20 protein-coding genes are annotated in these 18,318 nt (G+C 62.2%); 7 read left to right on the plus strand and 13 right to left on the minus strand.

The features are described 5' to 3' along the window. Positions 1-18 precede the first annotated feature (18 nt). Positions 19-933 carry a LysR family transcriptional regulator gene (locus CHC01_RS07555; RefSeq protein WP_089263754.1) on the minus strand — a complete coding sequence of 305 codons (915 nt, stop codon included), beginning with the start codon at positions 931-933 and terminating at the stop codon, positions 19-21. A gap of 117 nt (positions 934-1,050) precedes the next feature. Between CHC01_RS07555 and CHC01_RS07560 the strand changes: the two genes are divergently transcribed. Beyond that, positions 1,051-1,788 (plus strand): SDR family oxidoreductase, encoded by a 738-nt coding sequence (locus tag CHC01_RS07560; RefSeq protein ID WP_089264610.1) that lies wholly within the window; start codon positions 1,051-1,053, stop codon positions 1,786-1,788. 51 nt (positions 1,789-1,839) lie between these two features. Here the strand turns inward: CHC01_RS07560 and CHC01_RS07565 are convergent, their stop codons facing one another. From CHC01_RS07565 to topA, 5 genes are all read right to left on the minus strand, one after another. Next, entirely contained in the window at positions 1,840-2,067 is a 228-nt protein-coding gene (locus CHC01_RS07565) for a hypothetical protein (RefSeq protein ID WP_089263755.1), read from the minus strand. 116 nt (positions 2,068-2,183) lie between these two features. After that, a complete protein-coding gene (locus CHC01_RS07570) occupies positions 2,184-2,921 on the minus strand; it encodes an NUDIX hydrolase (RefSeq protein ID WP_089263756.1) in 738 nt (245 codons plus the stop codon). Between the two features lie 54 nt (positions 2,922-2,975). Beyond that, on the minus strand, positions 2,976-3,398 hold the full coding sequence (locus tag CHC01_RS07575) for a DUF983 domain-containing protein (protein WP_089263757.1): 423 nt from the start codon (positions 3,396-3,398) through the stop codon (positions 2,976-2,978). A 4-nt stretch (positions 3,399-3,402) separates the two neighbouring features. Further along, on the minus strand, positions 3,403-5,799 hold the full coding sequence (rnr, locus tag CHC01_RS07580) for a ribonuclease R (RefSeq protein ID WP_089263758.1): 2,397 nt from the start codon (positions 5,797-5,799) through the stop codon (positions 3,403-3,405). Positions 5,800-5,810: 11 nt separating this feature from the next. Further along, complete coding sequence (gene topA / locus CHC01_RS07585; protein WP_089263759.1) at positions 5,811-8,555, minus strand: type I DNA topoisomerase; 2,745 nt, start codon at positions 8,553-8,555, stop codon at positions 5,811-5,813. A 232-nt stretch (positions 8,556-8,787) separates the two neighbouring features. Between topA and CHC01_RS07590 the strand changes: the two genes are divergently transcribed. Continuing rightward, on the plus strand, positions 8,788-8,994 hold the full coding sequence (locus tag CHC01_RS07590) for a hypothetical protein (protein WP_244528458.1): 207 nt from the start codon (positions 8,788-8,790) through the stop codon (positions 8,992-8,994). On the opposite strand, the gene CHC01_RS07595 is transcribed toward CHC01_RS07590, so the two are convergent. Next, positions 8,983-9,432, minus strand: coding sequence for a winged helix-turn-helix transcriptional regulator (locus CHC01_RS07595; RefSeq protein WP_089263761.1), 450 nt, complete (start codon positions 9,430-9,432; stop codon positions 8,983-8,985). The two genes, CHC01_RS07590 and CHC01_RS07595, sit on opposite strands and share 12 nt — an antisense overlap. 126 nt (positions 9,433-9,558) lie before the next feature. Between CHC01_RS07595 and CHC01_RS07600 the strand changes: the two genes are divergently transcribed. After that, positions 9,559-10,332: a glucose 1-dehydrogenase gene (locus tag CHC01_RS07600; RefSeq protein WP_089263762.1), complete on the plus strand. Its 774-nt coding sequence runs from the start codon at positions 9,559-9,561 to the stop codon at positions 10,330-10,332. A 150-nt stretch (positions 10,333-10,482) separates the two neighbouring features. Then, positions 10,483-10,638 (plus strand): hypothetical protein, encoded by a 156-nt coding sequence (locus CHC01_RS32245; protein WP_170849816.1) that lies wholly within the window; start codon positions 10,483-10,485, stop codon positions 10,636-10,638. 71 nt (positions 10,639-10,709) lie between these two features. On the opposite strand, the gene CHC01_RS07605 is transcribed toward CHC01_RS32245, so the two are convergent. Continuing rightward, a complete protein-coding gene (locus CHC01_RS07605) occupies positions 10,710-11,318 on the minus strand; it encodes an FMN-dependent NADH-azoreductase (RefSeq protein ID WP_089263763.1) in 609 nt (202 codons plus the stop codon). A 97-nt stretch (positions 11,319-11,415) separates the two neighbouring features. Here CHC01_RS07605 and CHC01_RS07610 point away from each other — a divergent pair, with 97 nt between their 5' ends. Continuing rightward, complete coding sequence (locus tag CHC01_RS07610) at positions 11,416-11,796, plus strand: winged helix-turn-helix transcriptional regulator (RefSeq protein WP_244558262.1); 381 nt, start codon at positions 11,416-11,418, stop codon at positions 11,794-11,796. 4 nt (positions 11,797-11,800) lie between these two features. Here the strand turns inward: CHC01_RS07610 and dprA are convergent, their stop codons facing one another. After that, complete coding sequence (gene dprA, locus CHC01_RS07615) at positions 11,801-12,919, minus strand: DNA-processing protein DprA (RefSeq protein WP_089263765.1); 1,119 nt, start codon at positions 12,917-12,919, stop codon at positions 11,801-11,803. 108 nt (positions 12,920-13,027) lie between these two features. Here dprA and CHC01_RS07620 point away from each other — a divergent pair, with 108 nt between their 5' ends. Further along, positions 13,028-13,492: a hypothetical protein gene (locus tag CHC01_RS07620; RefSeq protein WP_244558263.1), complete on the plus strand. Its 465-nt coding sequence runs from the start codon at positions 13,028-13,030 to the stop codon at positions 13,490-13,492. Positions 13,493-13,534: 42 nt separating this feature from the next. Here the strand turns inward: CHC01_RS07620 and CHC01_RS07625 are convergent, their stop codons facing one another. The 4 genes from CHC01_RS07625 to CHC01_RS07640 form a co-directional block, all read right to left on the minus strand. Continuing rightward, the gene (locus CHC01_RS07625; protein ID WP_283805441.1) at positions 13,535-14,314 is read right to left on the minus strand and encodes an alpha/beta fold hydrolase; all 780 of its coding nucleotides are present in this window, start codon (positions 14,312-14,314) and stop codon (positions 13,535-13,537) included. A gap of 90 nt (positions 14,315-14,404) precedes the next feature. Beyond that, positions 14,405-14,992: a glycerol-3-phosphate 1-O-acyltransferase PlsY gene (gene plsY / locus CHC01_RS07630; protein ID WP_089263767.1), complete on the minus strand. Its 588-nt coding sequence runs from the start codon at positions 14,990-14,992 to the stop codon at positions 14,405-14,407. A gap of 84 nt (positions 14,993-15,076) precedes the next feature. Beyond that, on the minus strand, positions 15,077-16,378 hold the full coding sequence (locus CHC01_RS07635; protein WP_089263768.1) for a dihydroorotase: 1,302 nt from the start codon (positions 16,376-16,378) through the stop codon (positions 15,077-15,079). A 5-nt stretch (positions 16,379-16,383) separates the two neighbouring features. Next, complete coding sequence (locus CHC01_RS07640; RefSeq protein ID WP_089263769.1) at positions 16,384-17,337, minus strand: aspartate carbamoyltransferase catalytic subunit; 954 nt, start codon at positions 17,335-17,337, stop codon at positions 16,384-16,386. Between the two features lie 148 nt (positions 17,338-17,485). Here CHC01_RS07640 and CHC01_RS07645 point away from each other — a divergent pair, with 148 nt between their 5' ends. Next, entirely contained in the window at positions 17,486-18,259 is a 774-nt protein-coding gene (locus CHC01_RS07645; RefSeq protein ID WP_244558264.1) for a M15 family metallopeptidase, read from the plus strand. Positions 18,260-18,318: the final 59 nt, after the last annotated feature.

Consider the following 18,318-nt stretch of genomic DNA (forward strand, 5'->3'; position numbering starts at 1 on the left):
TCACCATGAGGACGGAGCTCACACCCGCTTCGGATTCAGCGTTGGGTCCATCGCGAATTGCGTTTCCAGGTAGTCGATCATGGCGCGGGTCTTCTGCGGCACGAAGCGGCGCGAGGGATAGACCGCGCTGATCGGCACCGGTTTCGGTTCGAAGGCTTCGAGCAACACAATGAGACGACCGGTCTCGATCTCATCCCTGAAATGCCAGATCGGCACAAACCCGATACCGAGGCCGGACATCACGGCTTCGCGAATGCCTTCCGAACTCTGGGTGCGCACCGGTCCCGTGGCTTCGATAGCGATCGGGCCGTCCGGACTTTCGAAGCGCCAGGTCACGCCGCCCGTGAAGCGCGTATAGGGGATGCAATCATGCCCGATGAGATCGTTCGGATGCGCAGGCTGCGTCTTGCCGCGCAGATAGGACGGCGACGCCACCAGGATGCGGCGTGTCACACCGATCTTTCTGGCGATCAGGTTCGGGTCGGTCACGACGCCGGAGCGGATCGCGAGATCGATGCCGTCCTCGACCAGATCGCTGAAGCCGTCACTCATCACGAGGTCGACACTGACGTCGGGGTAGCGCGCCAGAAAGCCCTTGAGATGCGGGATCACCCGCAGCCGTCCGAACACCACCGGTAGGGCCAGTTGCAACGTGCCTGATGGTCTGGCCCGGCGGCGTCCCACCGCGCCCTCGGCCTCGGCAACGGCTTCCAGCGCCAGTTTGGCGCGCTCGTAGAAACTGCGGCCGTCATCGGTGAGCGTCAGCTTGCGCGTGGTGCGGGTGAACAACCGGGTGCCGAGATGGTCTTCCAGCGTTGCCACCTGGCGGCTGACGGTCGGCTGGCTGGAATTCTGCTCCTCAGCCACACGGGTGAATGAGCCCGCTTCGACGACACGGATGAAAGCCTGGAAAAGGGCGACGGTATCGGTCATTCATCTAAAATACGGATAAATAATATCCGAACAAGCCCATAACCGCTAGTGAGCGAATGGACGATGTTCTCCATGTCGGACGGCGATGGCGCCGCCCCAGATCAAATGGAGAGCATCATGACCCGCAAACTCGAAGGCAAAATCGCAGTCGTCACCGGTGGCAGCGCCGGCATCGGTCTGGCCGCCGCGCAGCGCTTTATCGACGAAGGTGCCACCGTGTTCATCACCGGCCGCCGCCAGGCCGAACTCGATGCCGCCGTGAAGCAGCTCGGACCGAAGGCCGTCGGCGTGCAGGCGGACGCTGCCAAGCTCGCCGATCTCGCGCATCTGTTCGATACGGTGAAGGCTGCCAAGGGCAAGATCGACGTGCTGTTCGCCAATGCCGGCGGCTATGAATTAAGCGCGTTCGGCCAGATCACCGAAGACGTCTATGACAAGATGTTCGACATCAACGTGAAGGGCGTTTTGTTCACGGTGCAGCAGGCATTGCCGCTGCTGTCCGACGGCGCCTCGGTGGTTCTCACCGGCTCGGTGTCGGGATCGAAGGGCATGGAGTCCTTCAGCGTCTACAACGCCACCAAGGCAGCGATCCGCTCGTTCGCGCGCAGCTGGACCTCGGACCTCAAGGCGCGCAAAATTCGCGTGAATGTCGTCAGCCCCGGACCGATCCAGACCCCCGGCCTCGACGTCTTCGCCAATGACGATGTGAAGGGCTACCTCAAGACCATCGTGCCGCTCGGCCGTCTCGGTACCGCGGACGAAGTCGCGAAGGCGGTTCTGTTCCTGGCATCGGATGACTCCAGCTTCGTCGCCGGCGCAGAATTGTTCGTCGACGGTGGTCTCGCTCAGATCTGACGATGGGCTTGGCAGAGCAGGAAGGCGCCGCGGATGCGGCGTCTTCTCGTGTCAGAAACTGTGCATGTGCGCGCTGGCGCGATACTCGCTCGCCATCAGCTCTTCGTTTTCAGCAACCTGAATCCACGAGATGGCGAGTTGTAGCAATGCACGAACTTTGCGTGGGTCAGCTTCCACGCTGGCGCGCTGGCTGAGTGCCGACGCCTTGCGACGATATTCCAGTGACGCGCGCGTAAATGTCGAAGACTCGACCTGCGGCGTCCAATTCATCTGTCCCATAACTGGGAATTCCTGTGAGCAAGCAACGGTAGCTTACCGCGCCACACCAGTTATCCCACTACGGAAACAGTTAGAATTAGAATAGGTCGAAAAGCGAGACCCGTTACTTGATTAACTCAGCTTTCGCCGGGCAGCATATCGAGTTGCATCTTGCCGCTGTACCAATGGAAGAAGGGCAGTGGCGCGTCGTGACGGAGCGGGCCTGTGGCAAGACGCTGCTGCAATTGATTGAGCACGTTCTTCGTCATTGCGTGCGCGTCGGCGAGATGTGCGGAGCCGAGTTCGACCCAGACCAGTTCCACCAGTTCGGCATCGGCATGCACGACGCCCTCGACGCGATGCGCAATCGACGATGCGTCAGCCGTGAAGAAACGCGTATCGAAGCGCTTGATACGGCCGGGCGGCGTGATGGCGCGGGCAATCAGAAACAGGCCGGAGGGATCGGGCAGGAGACCTGCATCGCTGAAAGCTTCCCATACGCCGGGGAGCTTCCTGGTCGCGCCATCAACCTTGCGGCCGAGGCAGAGGCCGGTTTCTTCGCAGGCTTCGCGGATCGCGGCGACAGCGAGCGAACGCGCGCGCGACGGCGGCGTCTTCGGGCTGCCTTTCATCAGGTTGGCTTCAAGCTCCGGCGGCAAAGGTGCAGCCACCGGAATCTTGTTGTCGGTGGTGTCGACACTGCCGCCGGGGAAGACGAACTTGCCGGGCATGAACACGACCTTGTCGTGACGCTTACCCACAAGCACTTTCGGAATCGGGCCAGAGCGATCGACCAGCATCAGGGTCGCAGCGTCGCGCGGACGCTTATAGGGATGGTGGTCGGCTTCCTTGCCGATCTCGACTGCGTCGCTCATTCCGTCTCCTGAAATTCTTCTTATTACGTGCTGTTCAAGGGGACGGAGAACGTATCAGTCAGCCGGGCCGTCGCCAAATCCGTGCATGCGGAATGCCCACTGCAATCCCACCACGGCGCCCTTGACCGGCTGCAACAACAACAGCGACGCGATCAGCGTGATCGGCAGGTAGATCGCAAGTTGCAGCGCGACCGATGGCGAGTAGTTGGTCTCGATCCACAATGCGATCGGCACGACGATGTGACCGACGATGACGATCACGAGATAGGCGGGAAGATCATCGGCGCGGTGTGCAGAGAAATCCTGTCCGCACTTGTCGCAGTGATCTGCGGTTTTCAGGAAGGCGCGAAACATCTTGCCTTCGCCGCAGTTCGGGCAGCGACAGGCGAAGCCGCGCTTCATCGCGGTCCACACATTGCGTTTGGCGGAGGAATCCAGCGTCGCGCTCCAGATCTTCGGTGTGGTCAATGTCATCATGACTTTACCCCTTTTTCGGCTTGCCGGGGTTACCACCGGCGCGAGCCTTGTCAGCTTTAGCAGCCTGCCGGGCATTACGACCGGGTTTGGCTTTCTTGGGCGCCTTGACCTTCTTCGACGATTTGAACTTCGTCGCACCAGAAGGTTTGGCACCCGGATGACGCGGCCGGTCTGCAGCGTCATTGCTGCGGGCATGTTCGCGTCGGCGGTTCCGTGGGGCGGTATTGCCCTCGGAAAGCATTTCGAACCGCAAGGCACCTGCAACGGGGGCTGCCTCGACCAGACGGACATCGACGACGTCACCCAACCGATGCATGGCACCACTGCGTGTACCGACGAGGGCGTGGCGAGCTTCGTCATAGTTGAAGTATTCGGTGCCCAACGTGCGGATCGGGATCAGGCCATCGGCGCCGGTCTCGGTCAATCGGACAAAGAGTCCAGCCCTGGTGACACCGGAGATCCGGCCCCGGAAGGTAGCGCCGATCTTGTCGGCCAAGAAGTGCGCAATCAGCCGGTCGGACGTCTCGCGCTCGGCCTTCATGGCCCGGCGTTCGGTGGCCGAAATCTGTGCCGAGATTTCGCTCAGCGTTTCCACGGTTTCGGTCTCGGGTAGCGCGCCTTCGCCGAGCCCGAGCGCACGGATCAATGCGCGATGCACGATCAGATCTGCGTATCTCCTGATAGGGGAGGTAAAATGCGCGTAGCGGCGCAGGTTCAGACCGAAATGTCCGTAATTCTCGGCGGCATATTCCGCCTGGGCTTGCGAGCGCAAAACCACTTCATTCACCAGCGGTTCGGAATCCTGACCTTTGACCTGTGACAGCACCCGGTTGAATACCGATGGCCGCAATGCGCCCGCTTTGGCGAACGGCATGTCGAGGGTCTTGAGGAATTCCTGCAGGTTGTGAACCTTCTCCACCGAAGGCTCATCATGTACCCGATAGATAAGCGGCAGAGCCTTCTTTTCAAGCGTTTCGGCTGCGGCGACGTTGGCCAGGATCATGAACTCTTCGATGAGCTTATGCGCGTCGAGCCGCTCCGGTACGATGACGCGATCGACGGTGCCGTCCTTCTTCAGCAGGATTTTTCGCTCTGGGATGTCGAGATCGAGCGGATCGCGTTCGTCGCGCGCGAGCTTGACCTGCGCATAGGCCGCATAGAGCAGCTTCAGGATCGGTTCGAGCAGCGGGCCGGTAGTATCGTCGGGATGGCCATCGATGGCGGCTTGCGCCTGTGCGTAATTCAGCTTGGCCGCCGAGCGCATCAGGATGCGATGGAACGTATGTGACTTCTTGCGGCCATCGACACCGATCACCATGCGTACGGCGAGGGCGCCGCGCGGTTCGCCCGGCACCAGCGAACACAGGTCGTTGGAGATGCGCTCCGGCAGCATCGGCACGACGCGATCGGGGAAGTAGACGGAGTTGCCGCGGATCAGCGCATCGCGATCCAGCGCAGAGCCGGGGCGCACATAGAAAGCGACATCGGCGATGGCGACGGTGACGATGTATCCACCTGCATTGTGCGGATCGGGATCGAGTTCGGCATAGACGGCGTCGTCATGATCCTTGGCGTCTGGCGGATCGATGGTAACCAGCGGCACATCACGCCAGTCTTCACGCCCCTGCAATGTCGCAGGCTGCGCGGCTTCCGCTTCCTTCAGCGCATCGCGGGAGAACGCCTGCGGGATATCGTGGGAATGGATCGCGATCAGGCTGACCGCTTTCTCGGAGGAGAGCGAACCGAGCCGTTCCTTGACCTTGCCGGAGCCGAGGCCATAGCCACGGGTACGAATGAGATCGACGCTGACGAGATCGCCGTCCTCGGCGCCGTTAGCGTCTGACGCGGCGATGTTGAGTTCGCGCCCCGCCTGCTTCTTGTCGACCGGGATCAATCGTCCGCCGCCATTCGGCAGCGCGCGATAGATGCCGAGCAGGCGCGTGCGGGCACCTTCGAGCACCCGCACGACGCGGCCCTGATAGCTGGCTAACTCGCCATCGTTCTCGATCTTCTCGATACGCAACAATGCGCGGTCACCGACACCGGCGGCGGTGCCGGGCAGGGGACGGCGCGGCGTATGAATGCGAATTTTTGGCACCGTGCCGTCTGCCTCGTCCCATTCGACGGGCGTGGCGATCAACTCGCCATCGGCATCCCTGGAGGTGATGTCGACCAGCACTGTCGGTGGCAGCGCTGCGGGCTCGCGCACGCTGCGGCCCTTTTTGGCGATGGCGCCTTCGTCGGCGAGTTCGCGCAGCATGCGCTTGAGCTCGACACGGGCGGCGTTCTTCAGTCCGAATTCACGCGCGATCTCGCGGGTGCCGATCTTGCCGGGATACGCGCGAACGAACGCGACGATGGCATCCCTGGTTGGAAAGCTGCTGTCGCGTTTCTTGTTCACAATTATCCGTTCTAGCCAGCGCTTTTCTTCGCGACCGTTTTCGCGGCCTTCTTCTTCGCAGGCGATGTCTTCGCCTTCACCGGCGCGCGCGCCTTGCTGGCGGCAGCCGTTTCAGCCTTTGGCTTTGCCGCGGCTTTCTTCGCAACGGCCTTCTTGGCCGCCGGCTTCTTCTCGGCCGCGTCGGCCTTCTTGGCGACAGCCTTCTTCGCCGGTGCTTTCTTGGCGCCGCGCTTCGGCTTGATGCCGCCCTTGGCCACACGCTCGTCGATCAGCGCGATGGCCTCTTCGAGCGTGATCGTTTCCTGGGTCTTGTCGCTCGGGATCGTTGCATTGACGCCGCCCGCGGTGACATAGGCGCCGTAACGCCCGCCCTTCACGGCGACGCCGCCGAGGGTCGGATGGTCGCCGAGCGGCTTGCCGGGATCGGCGCCGAAACGACGGCCTGATGGGCCCTTGGCGATTTTCTCGGCGATCAGCGTGACCGCGCGGTTGAGGCCGATATCGAACACCTCGTCGCCGGCCTCGAGGCTGGCATAGGTCTTCTCATGTTTCACGAACGGCCCGAAACGGCCGAGGCCTGCGGTGATCGGCTCGCCGGTCTCCGGGTGCTTGCCGATCTCGCGCGGCAGCGACAAGAGCTTGAGTGCCAGATCGAGTTCGACATCGCTGGGCGACGTGTTCTTCGGAATGCCGGCGCGCTTCGGCTTCTCGCCTTCTTCGTAATCCTTGGCGTCGCCAAGCTGAATATAGGGCCCGAAACGTCCGGCCTTAACCGCGACTTCGAGACCTGACACCGGATCGGGGCCGAGCACGCGATCGGCGTTGGCGCCCGAGTCCGCTGCGAGCGGACGCGTGTAGCGGCATTCCGGATAATTCGTGCAGCCGACGAAGGCGCCGAACTTGCCGGCCTTCAGATTGAGACGACCGGTGCCGCAGGTCGGGCACTGGCGCGGATCGCCGCCATCTTCGCGCGGGGCGTAGATGTGCGGGCCGAGCATCTCGTCGAGCGCATCCAGCACCTGCGCCACGCGCAGATCCTTGATCTCGTTCACGGCGCCGATGAAGTCGGTCCAGAAATCCTTGAGCACCTGCTGCCAGGAAATCTCGTTGTTGGAGATCCTGTCGAGGTTCTCTTCCAGCGCCGCGGTGAAATCGTATTCCACATATTTGGCGAAGAAGTTCTCGAGGAAGGCGACGACGACGCGGCCCTTGTCCTCGCCATACAGGCGCTTCTTTTCGAGACGAACGTAACCGCGATCCTTCAACACCTGCAGGATCGATGCATAGGTCGAGGGACGGCCGATGCCGAGCTCTTCCATGCGCTTGACCAGCGAGGCTTCCGAGAAGCGCGGTGGCGGTTCGGTGAAATGCTGGGTAACCGCGAGGTTTTCTTTCTTTAGCGCTTCACCTTCGCTCATGGCGGGCAGGCGGCGTGAATCTTCATCCTCGGCGTCGTCGTCCTTGCCTTCCTGATAGACGGCAAGGAAACCATCGAACTTCACGACCTGACCGGTGGCGCGCAATTCGAGCAGGCGCGATCCTGCCTTGGCAGCGATATCGACGGTGGTGCGCTCCATCTCGGCGGATTCCATCTGGCTGGCGATGGTGCGCATCCAGATCAATTCATAGAGCCGCGACTGATCGCTATCGAGACGGCCGCGCAGGCTCGCCGGGCGACGCGACATATCGGTCGGACGGATCGCTTCGTGCGCTTCCTGCGCGTTCTTGGCCTTGCTCGTATATTGCCGTGCGGCGTCCGGCACATATTGCTTGCCGTAGTCTTCGCCGATGACAGAGCGAGCCTGCGTGATGGCGGAGGGGTCGATCTGCACGCCGTCGGTTCGCATATAGGTGATGAGACCGGTGGTTTCGCCGCCGATATCGATGCCTTCATACAGACGCTGCGCGATGCGCATGGTGTGCGCCGGCGCGAAGCCGAGCTTGCGGCTGGCTTCCTGCTGCAGCGTGGAGGTGGTGAACGGCGCCTGCGGATTGCGGCGCGCGGGTTTTGCATCGACGGTGGAGACCGTGAAGTTGGCGGCTTCGATGGCCTTCTTGAAGTCTTCGGCTTCCGCACCGGTGCCGATATCGAGACGCTGGATCTTCTTGCCGTCAGCGCCGACCAAGCGGGCTTCGAAACTCTCGCCGCGCGGCGTCGCCAGTGTGGTCACCAGCGACCAGTATTCGCGCGGGATGAACTTCTCGATTTCCTGCTCGCGGTCGCAGACCAGGCGCAGCGCGACCGATTGCACGCGGCCCGCGGAGCGGGCGCCGGGCAGCTTGCGCCACAGCACAGGAGAAAGCGTAAAGCCCACCAGATAATCGAGTGCACGGCGCGCCATATAGGCATCGACCAGTGCGCCATCGATCTCGCGCGGATTCTTCATCGCGTCGGTAACGGCCTGCTTGGTGATCGCGTTGAACACCACGCGTTCGATTTTCTGGTCCTTGAGCGCGCGCTTCTGCTTGAGGACTTCGAGCACGTGCCACGAGATCGCTTCGCCTTCGCGATCAGGGTCGGTCGCGAGAATGAGCTTGTCGGCGCCTTTGACGGCCTTGGCGATGTCGTTCAGCCGGCTGGCCGCCTTGGGGTCGATCTCCCAGATCATCTGGAAATTGGCGTCGGGATCGACCGATCCGTTCTTGGCGGGAAGGTCGCGGACATGGCCGAACGACGCCAGGACCTCATAGTCCTTGCCCAGATACTTGTTGATCGTCTTGGCCTTTGAAGGCGACTCGACAATGACGAGATTCATGTGATTCCAATAACTTACAGGGGGAATCCGGCTTGGGTCTGCGAGAGTCGCGCCAGCCGTTTCGCGGCGAACATGGGTGCGAAGGGGTCCCGTGTCAAATCGTGAGTTGTTGATGGCCGCGTCTGTTGGTTCCCAATCACTTACCAAGGGTTGTAAAATGCAACCATTAGGGGTATGATTTGATGCTTCGTTGGTGCTGATTTCGCCCGGACTGCCCGGGTAGGGAATGCCTATGACACCGCCCATTCCGGACGATCAGGCGCAGGGCGATGGCGGGCCCGAGGAGGCGGCTCTTTATATAAAGAGTGCGGTCCGCGATCTGTCGCGGATGGCGCGCCGCCATCGCCACGACATGCTCGCTTACCTGCTCGACATGGCGCATCTCGAAACCGAGGAGATCCTGCGGCTGCAAGGACTGCGCAAGCCCTCAGGCAGTTGAGGGCACAATTGTGGTGTCGCCATAGCTGAGCAGCCTGCCGTCGGCCGCATGCAGTTCCAGCTTCTTGATCTGCTTGCCGGTCTTGCGATCGACCATGATGGTCGTCGGTTCGCCGGGCTTGAACGCATAATCCTCGCCCCACTGGCGCAGCGCCACCATGATTGGATGAACCGCCTGGCCTTTCGGGGTCAGGACATAGTCCTGATATGCGCTGCCGTCGGCTGCCGGCTCCAGTTTCAGGATGCCGTCCTCCACGAGGGCTTTCAGCCTGACGGCGAGAATGTTCTTCGCCAGTCCGAGACTCTTCTGGAATTCGCCGAAGCGCCGCGCGCCCAGCATGGCGTCGCGGATGATCATCATCGTCCAGCAGTCGCCGATCACCTCCATGGAGCGGGCGACGGGGCAGGTGGAGTCCTTGAGACTGGTGCGTTTGGCCATGCGACTTTCCAGCGGCGGGAAAAAGAAATGCAGTGATTAGCGGACATGTGGTTGCATTATGAAACCATCCACTCTAAATGGCAATGTGGTTTTAAAAAGCAACCACTTGATCATCAGGAGATCACCATGCGTTTGGCGAACAAGACGGCGCTCATCACGGGCGGCAATAGCGGTATCGGACTAACGACGGCGAAGCTCTTCGTCGCTGAAGGCGCCAAGGTCGCCATCACCGGTCGCGACAAGGCGAGGCTCGACGCGGCGGTGGCTGAACTCGGCCCGAATGCGATCGGCATCGTCGCTGATGCGACGGACATCGCTGCCACCGAGAATGCCGTGGCCAAAGCTGTCGAGAAATTCGGCAAGCTCGACATCGTATTCGCCAATGCAGGCATCAGCGCGCATACGCCGGTGGGCGGCACTGCGCTCGATGTATTCGAGTCCGTCTTGAAGACCAACATCACCGCCGTGTTCTTCACCGTGCAGGCGGCAGCCGCGCATCTCAACGATGGCGCGTCGATCATTCTCAACGGTTCGGTGATCTCCGTGCTCGGAAATCCCGGCTATGCTGCCTATGCCGCGAGCAAGGCGGGCGTGCGCGCGATGGCCCGCGTGATGGCGTCCGAACTGTCGCCGCGCAATATCCGCGTCAATGTGGTCTCACCCGGTGGCACGACGACACCGATCTGGGATCGCACCGCGCCGACGCCGGAAGCCAAGGTAGCGCTGGAGGCCAGGATTTCGCAGACCATTCCGCTTGGCCGCTTCGGCAAGCCTGAAGAGGTCGCCAAGACGGTGCTGTTTCTGGCGTCCGACGATTCATCGAACGTGCAGGGCGCCGAGATTTTCGTCGATGGCGGCGTCACGTCATCACCGGCCGGCGCGCCGGCGTTTCGGGGCTGATCGCTGATCAGACAATACAAGAGTGCCGGCGCCTCTCGAATGCATTCGAGGTACGTCGGTATCTCTTGAAGATAATGCTTGGATGCGCTGAACCATTGTGGCTGCCGGTCAGACATTTGAAGCGGGCTGGAGCGACGCACAGGAGGCCACATGACCAAAGTCGCGCGCATCTCCGAACCTGCGGTCATTTCTGCACGTACCGAAAGTCACCCACTCGCTACGGTCGCACTGTTTAGCGCAATCGGCCTGTTGATCTCGTTGAGCGTTTTGTTGCTCGATAAATATGTGCCGGGTGAGTGGTTCTGAGGTCTCGCTTCCCGACGAGCAACGCCGCTTGAACCGGCAGGCCGGTTCAAGCTCGCTATGGGAGTGTTGGGTTAAGCTGCGCGGAGATCCGTCGCTGCCTGTAAGGCATCGGCAACGGCTTTCTCGCGTAGCTCCGGTCCCATCATGATGCCGTCGGCGGCGATGAATTCGAGATTTGTGACGCCGATGAAGCCGAACACCCAGCGCAGATAGGTTTCGAGATGTTCGCCGGCAGCCGTTGGCATGTCCGCGCCGTAGAAGCCGCCGCGTGAAATGGCGACGATGACGCGCTTGCTGCCCGCGAGGCCTTCGGCACCCTTGTCGCCGTATTTGAATGTCTTGCCAGCGACGAGGATGCGATCAATCCACGCCTTGAGCTGGCTCGGGATGGTGAAGTTGTACATCGGTGCGCCGATCACCACGATATCGGCAGCAAGAAACTCCTCCAGCACGGCACTACCGGCGGCGAGATCGGGCTGAAGCGCCGCATCGGGCGCTGCGCCCTGCGCGACGGCGAGATGGGAGCCGGACAGATGCGCCAGTGGCGTGGTGGTGAGATCGCGATAGGTGGTGTCAAGGCCGGGATTGGCCTTCGCCAGCCGGTCGGCGATGGCGGCGGATACCTGTCGGCTGACGGAGTGGGGGCCGAGCACGCTGGAATCGATATGGAGCAGTTTCATGTGGTCACCTCATGGTATAGGTTTGTAACTGACGCTACATGAGTGACTGGCCGAAACCGCACAAGAAGGCACAATTTTGAAACCCGAGCACAAAAAGGTGCCTGCTTTGCCGGCGATTCCGCATCAGGAGAGCGACTGTCGCGGTGTCGCCTCGGTGCTGGCGCGGGTCGGCGACAAGTGGAGCGTGCTGGTGATCATGCTGCTCAAGGACGGCCCGCGGCGCTTTAACGAATTGAAGCGCATGATCGGAGGCATCTCGCAGCGGATGCTGACCCTGACGCTGCGCGGGCTCGAACGCGATGGTCTGGTGACGCGTACCGTGTTTCCGACCGTGCCCCCGCGTGTGGACTATGAACTCACGGATCTCGGCCGAGGCCTGAGCGATCCGGTTATGAAACTCGGCGCATGGGCGCAGCAACATCTGCCCGATATCGACACCGCACGAAAAAACTTCGACGGGCGCAATTCGGAAGACTGAGTCCTCAGATCATCGACACCAGCCCACCGCCATGACGCTCGAGCCGTCCGGCAAGCTCGAGTTCCAGCAGCACGATGCGGACAGTGGCGGCCGACGTGCCGGCGAGGCGGATGAGGTCGTCGATGCCGACCGGGCTTGGACCGAGCAATGCGATCACGCGTGCGCGGTCGCTGCTGTCTGGTTCATCGAATGACGTGACGTCATCAGGTTCACGGCTCGGCAATTCGATCGGTCGCTCCATGATCGGCGCGACGGCATTGATCACGTCGGACGCTTCGGTCACCAGCGCTGCGCCTTGCTTGATGAGGTCGTTGGTGCCGGCGGCGCGGGGATCGAGCGGCGAGCCCGGCACGGCAAACACTTCGCGGCCCTGTTCGGCGGCCATCCGCGCCGTGATCAGCGAGCCAGAACGATGCGCCGCCTCGATCACCACGACGCCGAGCGCTGCACCCGAGATCAGGCGATTGCGACGCGGGAAATCGCGGGCGCGGGGGACATGGCCGAGCGGCATCTCCGAAATCGCGCCGCCGTTGTCCACCAGGGCGAACAGCAGGTCCTCGTGTTCGGGCGGATAGATCTTGTCATGACCGCCAGCCAGCACAGCGACGGTGCCGCTGGTGATGCTGGCGCGATGCGCGGCCTGATCGATGCCGCGTGCGAGGCCCGACACGATCACGAAACCGGCATCGCCGAGATCGCGCGCCAGTCTCTCCGCGAATTTCAATCCTGCTCCGGACGCATTGCGCGAGCCGACTATGGCGATCATCGGCCGCATTAGCGCATCCACTTTGCCGCGGATGCCGAGCAGCGGCGGTGCATCGTCGATCCCCGCCAATCGCGGCGGGTAGCCGGGCTCACCGGGCGCGACAAGCGCGACATCCATCTTGCGTCCGAGGTCGAGTTCACGCTGTGCGTCGTCGGCGCTGCAGATCCGGCCGGCGCGGGCAGCGCCGCCGCGGCGCGCCAGATCGGGCAGCCGCTCCAGCGCGGCGCGTGCGCTGCCGAAATGGTTGATCAGCGATCGAAAAGTACGCGGCCCCACATTGTCGCTGCGGATCAGCCGCAACCAATCGAGCCGCTGAGCGTCCGTAAGCTGTGTGCTGCCCTGTGAGATGCTGTCCAAACCATGCTCCCCCGGTGGAGAGCATCTATCAACTTAAGGATGCATTCAATTGACATTCGCACTCAAGGTGCGAGAGTAGGGGTGAGCCCTGATGGCTTGTGTTCAGTGATGGCAATGCTTTGGGACGTGAACAACTTCCAGCGGATCGGCGCATCGAGCAACGCCGCCGTTGGGCGTGAGTTCGAGGAAGCGGCGCAGATCTTCTTCCATTCCGAAGGCGTGCAGCTTTCGCGCAATTTCGTCGTCCCCGTCGGCCACCGGCTACAGAAGAACAAGCGCTTTGATCTTGGCAGCGCCAGTCCGCGCATCTTGGTCGAATGCAAGTCCTACACCTGGACCGTGTCCGGCAATCGGCCGAGCGCCAAGATCCGCGGCATGAACGAAGCCATGCTGCTGTTCGGTGCGGCGCCGCGCGACTATCGGAAGATTCTGTTCGTGCTCAAACATCTTCACCCGCATTCGAAGGTGAGTCTGATCTCGCACTATATCAAGAACAACGGCCACCTGATCAGCCGCGGTGTCGAGATCTGGGAGTTCGATCTCGACGCGAAGCAGGGTGCGCGGGTGTTTTAATGTCCTCGCGTGGCGTGATCAGAATGCCGCTTGTTTCTTCGGCTACTGCATCGTCAAATTCATTAGTTCGTCGGGAAGTTCGCGCTGCGCGCACCATGCCTTGACGGTGGCGGCGAACAAGTCAGGTCGTTCGCCATTCCAGGCATGGCCGACGCCCTTGGCCAGCCGCGCCTGCGAATTCGGCAGCACCTGACGCAGCCGCGCCATTGAAGCGAGGATCAAGGGGTGTTCGTGTTCGCCCGCGACGAGCATCGTCGGCGTTTGAATTGCTGCCGCGTTCGCGGGAAGTGAAAACGCGCTGGCGTCGTGGCTTGCTCCGATGAAGTCTCGGATAGACAATGGCTGAAGCGATTGGCGATAGGCCTCGAACCGATCCGCTGGAATGTTCAGTGCCCGCGCATTGAGGCGCGCAAACAGCCGGGTCTTGATCAGCGGAGCAATTGCATAGGCGGCGGCGTCGATCAGCCATCTGTTGGGGAGCGGCAACACGTTGATCCCGCTCAACACGGCCCGCTCGACGACACTGGGATGCCGCGCCAGAAGCGTCAGCCCGACATAGGCACCGAGCGAGAGACCGACGACATGGGCGCGCCCCGCGGGTACATTTTTGCGGATGATCTCCGCGACGAGATCGGCGGTCTGCTCGAACGAGCGCCACCTGACGTCATGGCTGTGCCCATGGCCCGGCAGATCGGGGATGAGACAATCGAAATCCGTCAACTGCTCGATCTGCTCCTGCCACATCCAGCCGCTGGTTCCGATTGCGTGCAGGAATATAACGGCAGGTAGGTTCGGTCCGCTTGACCTGTGCAGATAAAGCACGCGTGGAGCCTTTGCAGACTTGTCTGGTGGGAAGTGTCGCTATGCCGGGAGATATTGGCCGTGGATTCTGATGTTTTAATGCCGCAACTACTACTTCGCGCCGATCTTGCCTTCGGTGCCGTTCAGCAATCGCTTGATGTTCTCGCGGTGCATGAACCACAGCAGCAGCGTCAGCGCGGTGGCCAGCACGGCGAGTTGCGGTGCCTTGGCCCACCACAGGAAGATCGGCGTGATGGCGCTGGCGGTCAGGGCCGAGAATGACGAGTAGCGCGAGGTGAAAGCGCAGGCGAGCCAGGCGAGGCAGAACACGATGGCGGCCGGCCAGTACAGGCCGAACATGATGCCGATATAGACGGCGACGCCCTTGCCGCCCTTGAAGCCGAGCCAGACCGGGAAGAGGTGACCGAGGAAGGCGAAGAGACCGGCGATCATGGCCGGGATTGGGCCACCGACGCTGCCGGCGATGATCACGGCGACGGTGCCCTTGAGGGCGTCAAGCAGCAGCGTCGCCGCTGCGAGGCCCTTGCGGCCGGTGCGCAGCACGTTGGTGGCGCCGATATTGCCCGAGCCGATGGTGCGGATGTCCTGCGTGCCGGCGAGCTTGGTCAGCACCAGCCCGAACGGAACCGAGCCGAGGAAATAACCGAGCGCGGCGGCGAATATGTAGAGAACGATCATTGGACCTCTATTCTAAGACGCGCTTCGCATTTTCGTGCTCTCAGACGCGCTCCGCTTTCGGTGCCTTTAAACGCGTGCTCCGCGTCAGACGTGCTCGTAAACGGTGCGTCCGCCGACAATAGTGCGTGCGACGCGCCCCGTGAAGCGGGCTTCGTCGAATGGTGTATTCTTGCATTGCGATTTCAGGTCCGCGGGATCCAGCACCCACGGCACATCGGCGTCAATGACAATGATGTCGGCGACAGCGCCGGGGCGCAGCGTGCCCCCCGGCAGGCCGAGCAGTTCGGCCGGGCGTGTCGACATCGCACGGATCAACTGGGTGAAGGTGAGCTCGCCATTGTGGATCAGCCGCAATCCCGCCGACAGCATTGTTTCGAGGCCGATGGCGCCCGGCGCGGCTTCTGCAAATGGCAGGCGCTTGGTTTCGACGTCCTGCGGATTGTGGTCGGACATGATGACGTCGATCAATCCTGACGCGACGGCCTCGACCAGCGCGCGGCGGTTCTCTTCGGTGCGGAGCGGCGGCGACAATTTGAGATAGGAGCGATAGGGCCCGATATCGTTTTCGTTCAGCGTCAGGTGATTGATCGACGCGGAGGCGCTGACACGCAAGCCGGCGTCGCGGGCACGCTTCAGGATCTCGATGGATTCGATGCAGGTCAGTGAGGCCGCATGGTAGCGCCCGCCGGTGAGGGCGACGAGACGCATGTCGCGCTCCAGCATGATGGCTTCGGCCGCATTGGGAATTCCCATCAGGCCGAGCCGTGACGCGCGCTCGCCTTCATTCATCACGCCTTCGCCGACGAGGTCGGGATCCTCGGTGTAATGCACGATCAGCGCGTCGAAATCGCGTGCATAGGTCAGCGCGCGGCGCATGATCTGCGCGTTGGTGATGCTCTTGTCGGCATCTGTGAAAGCGACGGCGCCGGCCGCTTTCAGCAGCCCGATCTCGGTCATCTCGTGGCCTTCGAGGCCCTTGGTCAGGGCGGCCATCGGATGGATGTTGACGATGGCGGTGTCGCGGGCGCGGCGCAGGACGAAGTCGACGGTGGCAGAATTGTCGATGGTCGGCGAGGTGTCCGGCTGGCAGATGATGGTGGTGATGCCGCCGGCTGCGGCTGCACGGCTGGCGGAGGCGAAAGTCTCGCGGTGGCTGGCGCCGGGTTCGCCGACGAAAGCGCGCATGTCGACGAGGCCGGGGGCCACGACCTTGCCGACGCAATTGATGATGTCGGTGCCTTCAGGCACACCGGCCGCGCCGATGCCACGGCGGGCATCGCGGATCACGCCGTCGGCGATCAGGACGTCACCGACGCCGTCGAGATCGCTGGATGGATCGATCAGGTGCGCATTGGCGAGGAGGATAGGGCGGCGATCTGTCAGCATGGGCATCACGCGTTCGGCAGGTTGCGCGCGAGCGCTTCGAGCACGGCCATGCGGACCGCTACGCCCATCTCGACCTGTTCGCGGATCAGCGACTGCGCGCCGTCCGCGACGAGGGAGTCGATCTCGACACCGCGGTTCATCGGGCCGGGATGCATCACCAGCGCATCGGGCTTGGCGTAAGCGAGCTTCTTCTGGTCGAGGCCGAAATACTGGAAATATTCGGCAGAGGACGGCACGAACGAGCCGTTCATGCGCTCGCGCTGCAGCCGCAGCATCATCACGATGTCGGCGCCGTTGAGGCCTTCGCGCATGTCGCGCGCGACCTCGACGCCCATGCGCTCGATGCCCGGTGGCAGCAGCGTGGAGGGCGCGACCACGCGGACGCGTGCGCCCATCGTGTTGAGCAAGAGAATGTTGGAGCGGGCGACCCGCGAATGCAGCACGTCGCCGCAGATCGCGATCACGAGACCTTCGAGGCGGCCCTTGTTGCGACGGATGGTCAATGCGTCGAGCAGAGCTTGCGTCGGATGTTCATGGGCGCCGTCGCCGGCATTGATGACGGAGCCGTCGACCTTGCGCGCCAGCAGTTCGACCGCGCCGGAGGCATGATGGCGCATCACGAGAATGTCGGGATGCATCGCGTTCAGCGTCATCGCGGTGTCGATCAGCGTCTCGCCCTTTTTGATCGAGGACGATGACACCGACATGTTCATGACGTCGGCGCCGAGCCGCTTGCCGGCCAGTTCGAACGACGACTGGGTGCGCGTCGAATTCTCAAAAAACAGATTGATCTGGGTACGACCGCGCAGCGAGGAGCGCTTCTTGTCGACCTGGCGGTTCAGCTCGACATATTCCTCGGACAGGTCGAGGAGGCCGGTGATATCCGCGGCGGAAAGGCCCTCGATGCCCAGCAAATGCCGGTGTCCGAGGACGAAAGAGGATTTCGTGGCTTGGGTCATTAAAACGAAAGCTATAGGCAGAGTTGAAAAGCGGAGCAAGCGCGATTCGCCCGCTTTCCAGTTATCCCCCGGTCAGTCCGGCGGCAGGGTAAAGATGATGAGACCAAATCCCTGCAGAATCGCCTCGGTTGGAGCTTCGGAACCGGTCATGAAACATGCTCTAAACCAGGTGGTCGCGACGGTTTCGGCGGGGCTTTTTCTGGCCTTCGGCGCTGTAGCCGCACATGGGCAAAATCTGCCTGACGATTTCGTGTTCCTGCGCGATATCGATCCCTCGATCCGGCAGGACATCCGCTATGCCGGCGTCAACAATTTCGTCGGCCGCAAGCTCAGCGGCTATGATAGCGCGGAATGCGTGGTGAAACGCCCGGTCGGCCTCGCGCTGCAGAAGGTGCAGCGCGAGTTGATGGCGCAGAACCTGTCGCTGAAGATGCTGGATTGCTATCGGCCGGTGCGGGCGTCGCGCGACATGGTGGCGTGGGCGCGCGATGGCAACGAGACACCTGCGCAGAAGCGTTACAATCCGTCCTTCAGCAAGGCGGATCTGTTCAGGCTCGGCTACATCGCCGAGCGCTCCGGCCACTCCACCGGTGCGGCGCTCGATCTGACGTTGGTCGATCTGCGTGCGCCTGCGTCGGCGGCATTCGATCCGAACAAGGCCTATGCAAGCTGCATCGCGCCGGAAGCACAGCGCGCGCCCGAGGGCAGCGTCGACATGGGCACGGGTTACGATTGCTCCGATGCCAAGGCGCATACCGGATCGCGCGCGATCTCACCCGCGCAGCGGCGCTGGCGCGATCTCCTGGCGACTGCGATGGGCAGGCAGGGCTTTGTGAATTATTCCAAGGAATGGTGGCACTTCTCGCTCCCGGGCACAGGTGCGCGCGCCTACGATTTCCCGATTGCGCGGCAGGCAAGATAGCCCCGTGAAATCGCGGCCGATCCGGCGTAAAATGATTCGCAATACCGCCTCCAGCCGGA

Origin of the sequence: Tardiphaga sp. OK246, assembly GCF_900188215.1 — a bacterium.
Lineage (GTDB): Bacteria > Pseudomonadota > Alphaproteobacteria > Rhizobiales > Xanthobacteraceae > Tardiphaga > Tardiphaga robiniae.

Excerpts from the sequence above, each read along its gene's own strand:
- CHC01_RS07555 (WP_089263754.1), bottom strand. The coding sequence starts at position 933 with ATGACCGATACCGTCGCCCTTTTCCAGGCTTTCATCCGTGTCGTCGAA.
- CHC01_RS07560 (WP_089264610.1), top strand. The coding sequence starts at position 1,051 with ATGACCCGCAAACTCGAAGGCAAAATCGCAGTCGTCACCGGTGGCAGC.
- CHC01_RS07565 (WP_089263755.1), bottom strand. The coding sequence starts at position 2,067 with ATGGGACAGATGAATTGGACGCCGCAGGTCGAGTCTTCGACATTTACG.
- CHC01_RS07570 (WP_089263756.1), bottom strand. The coding sequence starts at position 2,921 with ATGAGCGACGCAGTCGAGATCGGCAAGGAAGCCGACCACCATCCCTAT.
- CHC01_RS07575 (WP_089263757.1), bottom strand. The coding sequence starts at position 3,398 with ATGATGACATTGACCACACCGAAGATCTGGAGCGCGACGCTGGATTCC.
- topA (WP_089263759.1), bottom strand. The coding sequence starts at position 8,555 with ATGAATCTCGTCATTGTCGAGTCGCCTTCAAAGGCCAAGACGATCAAC.
- CHC01_RS07590 (WP_244528458.1), top strand. The coding sequence starts at position 8,788 with ATGACACCGCCCATTCCGGACGATCAGGCGCAGGGCGATGGCGGGCCC.
- CHC01_RS07595 (WP_089263761.1), bottom strand. The coding sequence starts at position 9,432 with ATGGCCAAACGCACCAGTCTCAAGGACTCCACCTGCCCCGTCGCCCGC.
- CHC01_RS07600 (WP_089263762.1), top strand. The coding sequence starts at position 9,559 with ATGCGTTTGGCGAACAAGACGGCGCTCATCACGGGCGGCAATAGCGGT.
- CHC01_RS32245 (WP_170849816.1), top strand. The coding sequence starts at position 10,483 with ATGACCAAAGTCGCGCGCATCTCCGAACCTGCGGTCATTTCTGCACGT.
- CHC01_RS07605 (WP_089263763.1), bottom strand. The coding sequence starts at position 11,318 with ATGAAACTGCTCCATATCGATTCCAGCGTGCTCGGCCCCCACTCCGTC.
- CHC01_RS07620 (WP_244558263.1), top strand. The coding sequence starts at position 13,028 with ATGGCAATGCTTTGGGACGTGAACAACTTCCAGCGGATCGGCGCATCG.
- plsY (WP_089263767.1), bottom strand. The coding sequence starts at position 14,992 with ATGATCGTTCTCTACATATTCGCCGCCGCGCTCGGTTATTTCCTCGGC.
- CHC01_RS07635 (WP_089263768.1), bottom strand. The coding sequence starts at position 16,378 with ATGCTGACAGATCGCCGCCCTATCCTCCTCGCCAATGCGCACCTGATC.
- CHC01_RS07640 (WP_089263769.1), bottom strand. The coding sequence starts at position 17,337 with ATGACCCAAGCCACGAAATCCTCTTTCGTCCTCGGACACCGGCATTTG.
- CHC01_RS07645 (WP_244558264.1), top strand. The coding sequence starts at position 17,486 with ATGAAACATGCTCTAAACCAGGTGGTCGCGACGGTTTCGGCGGGGCTT.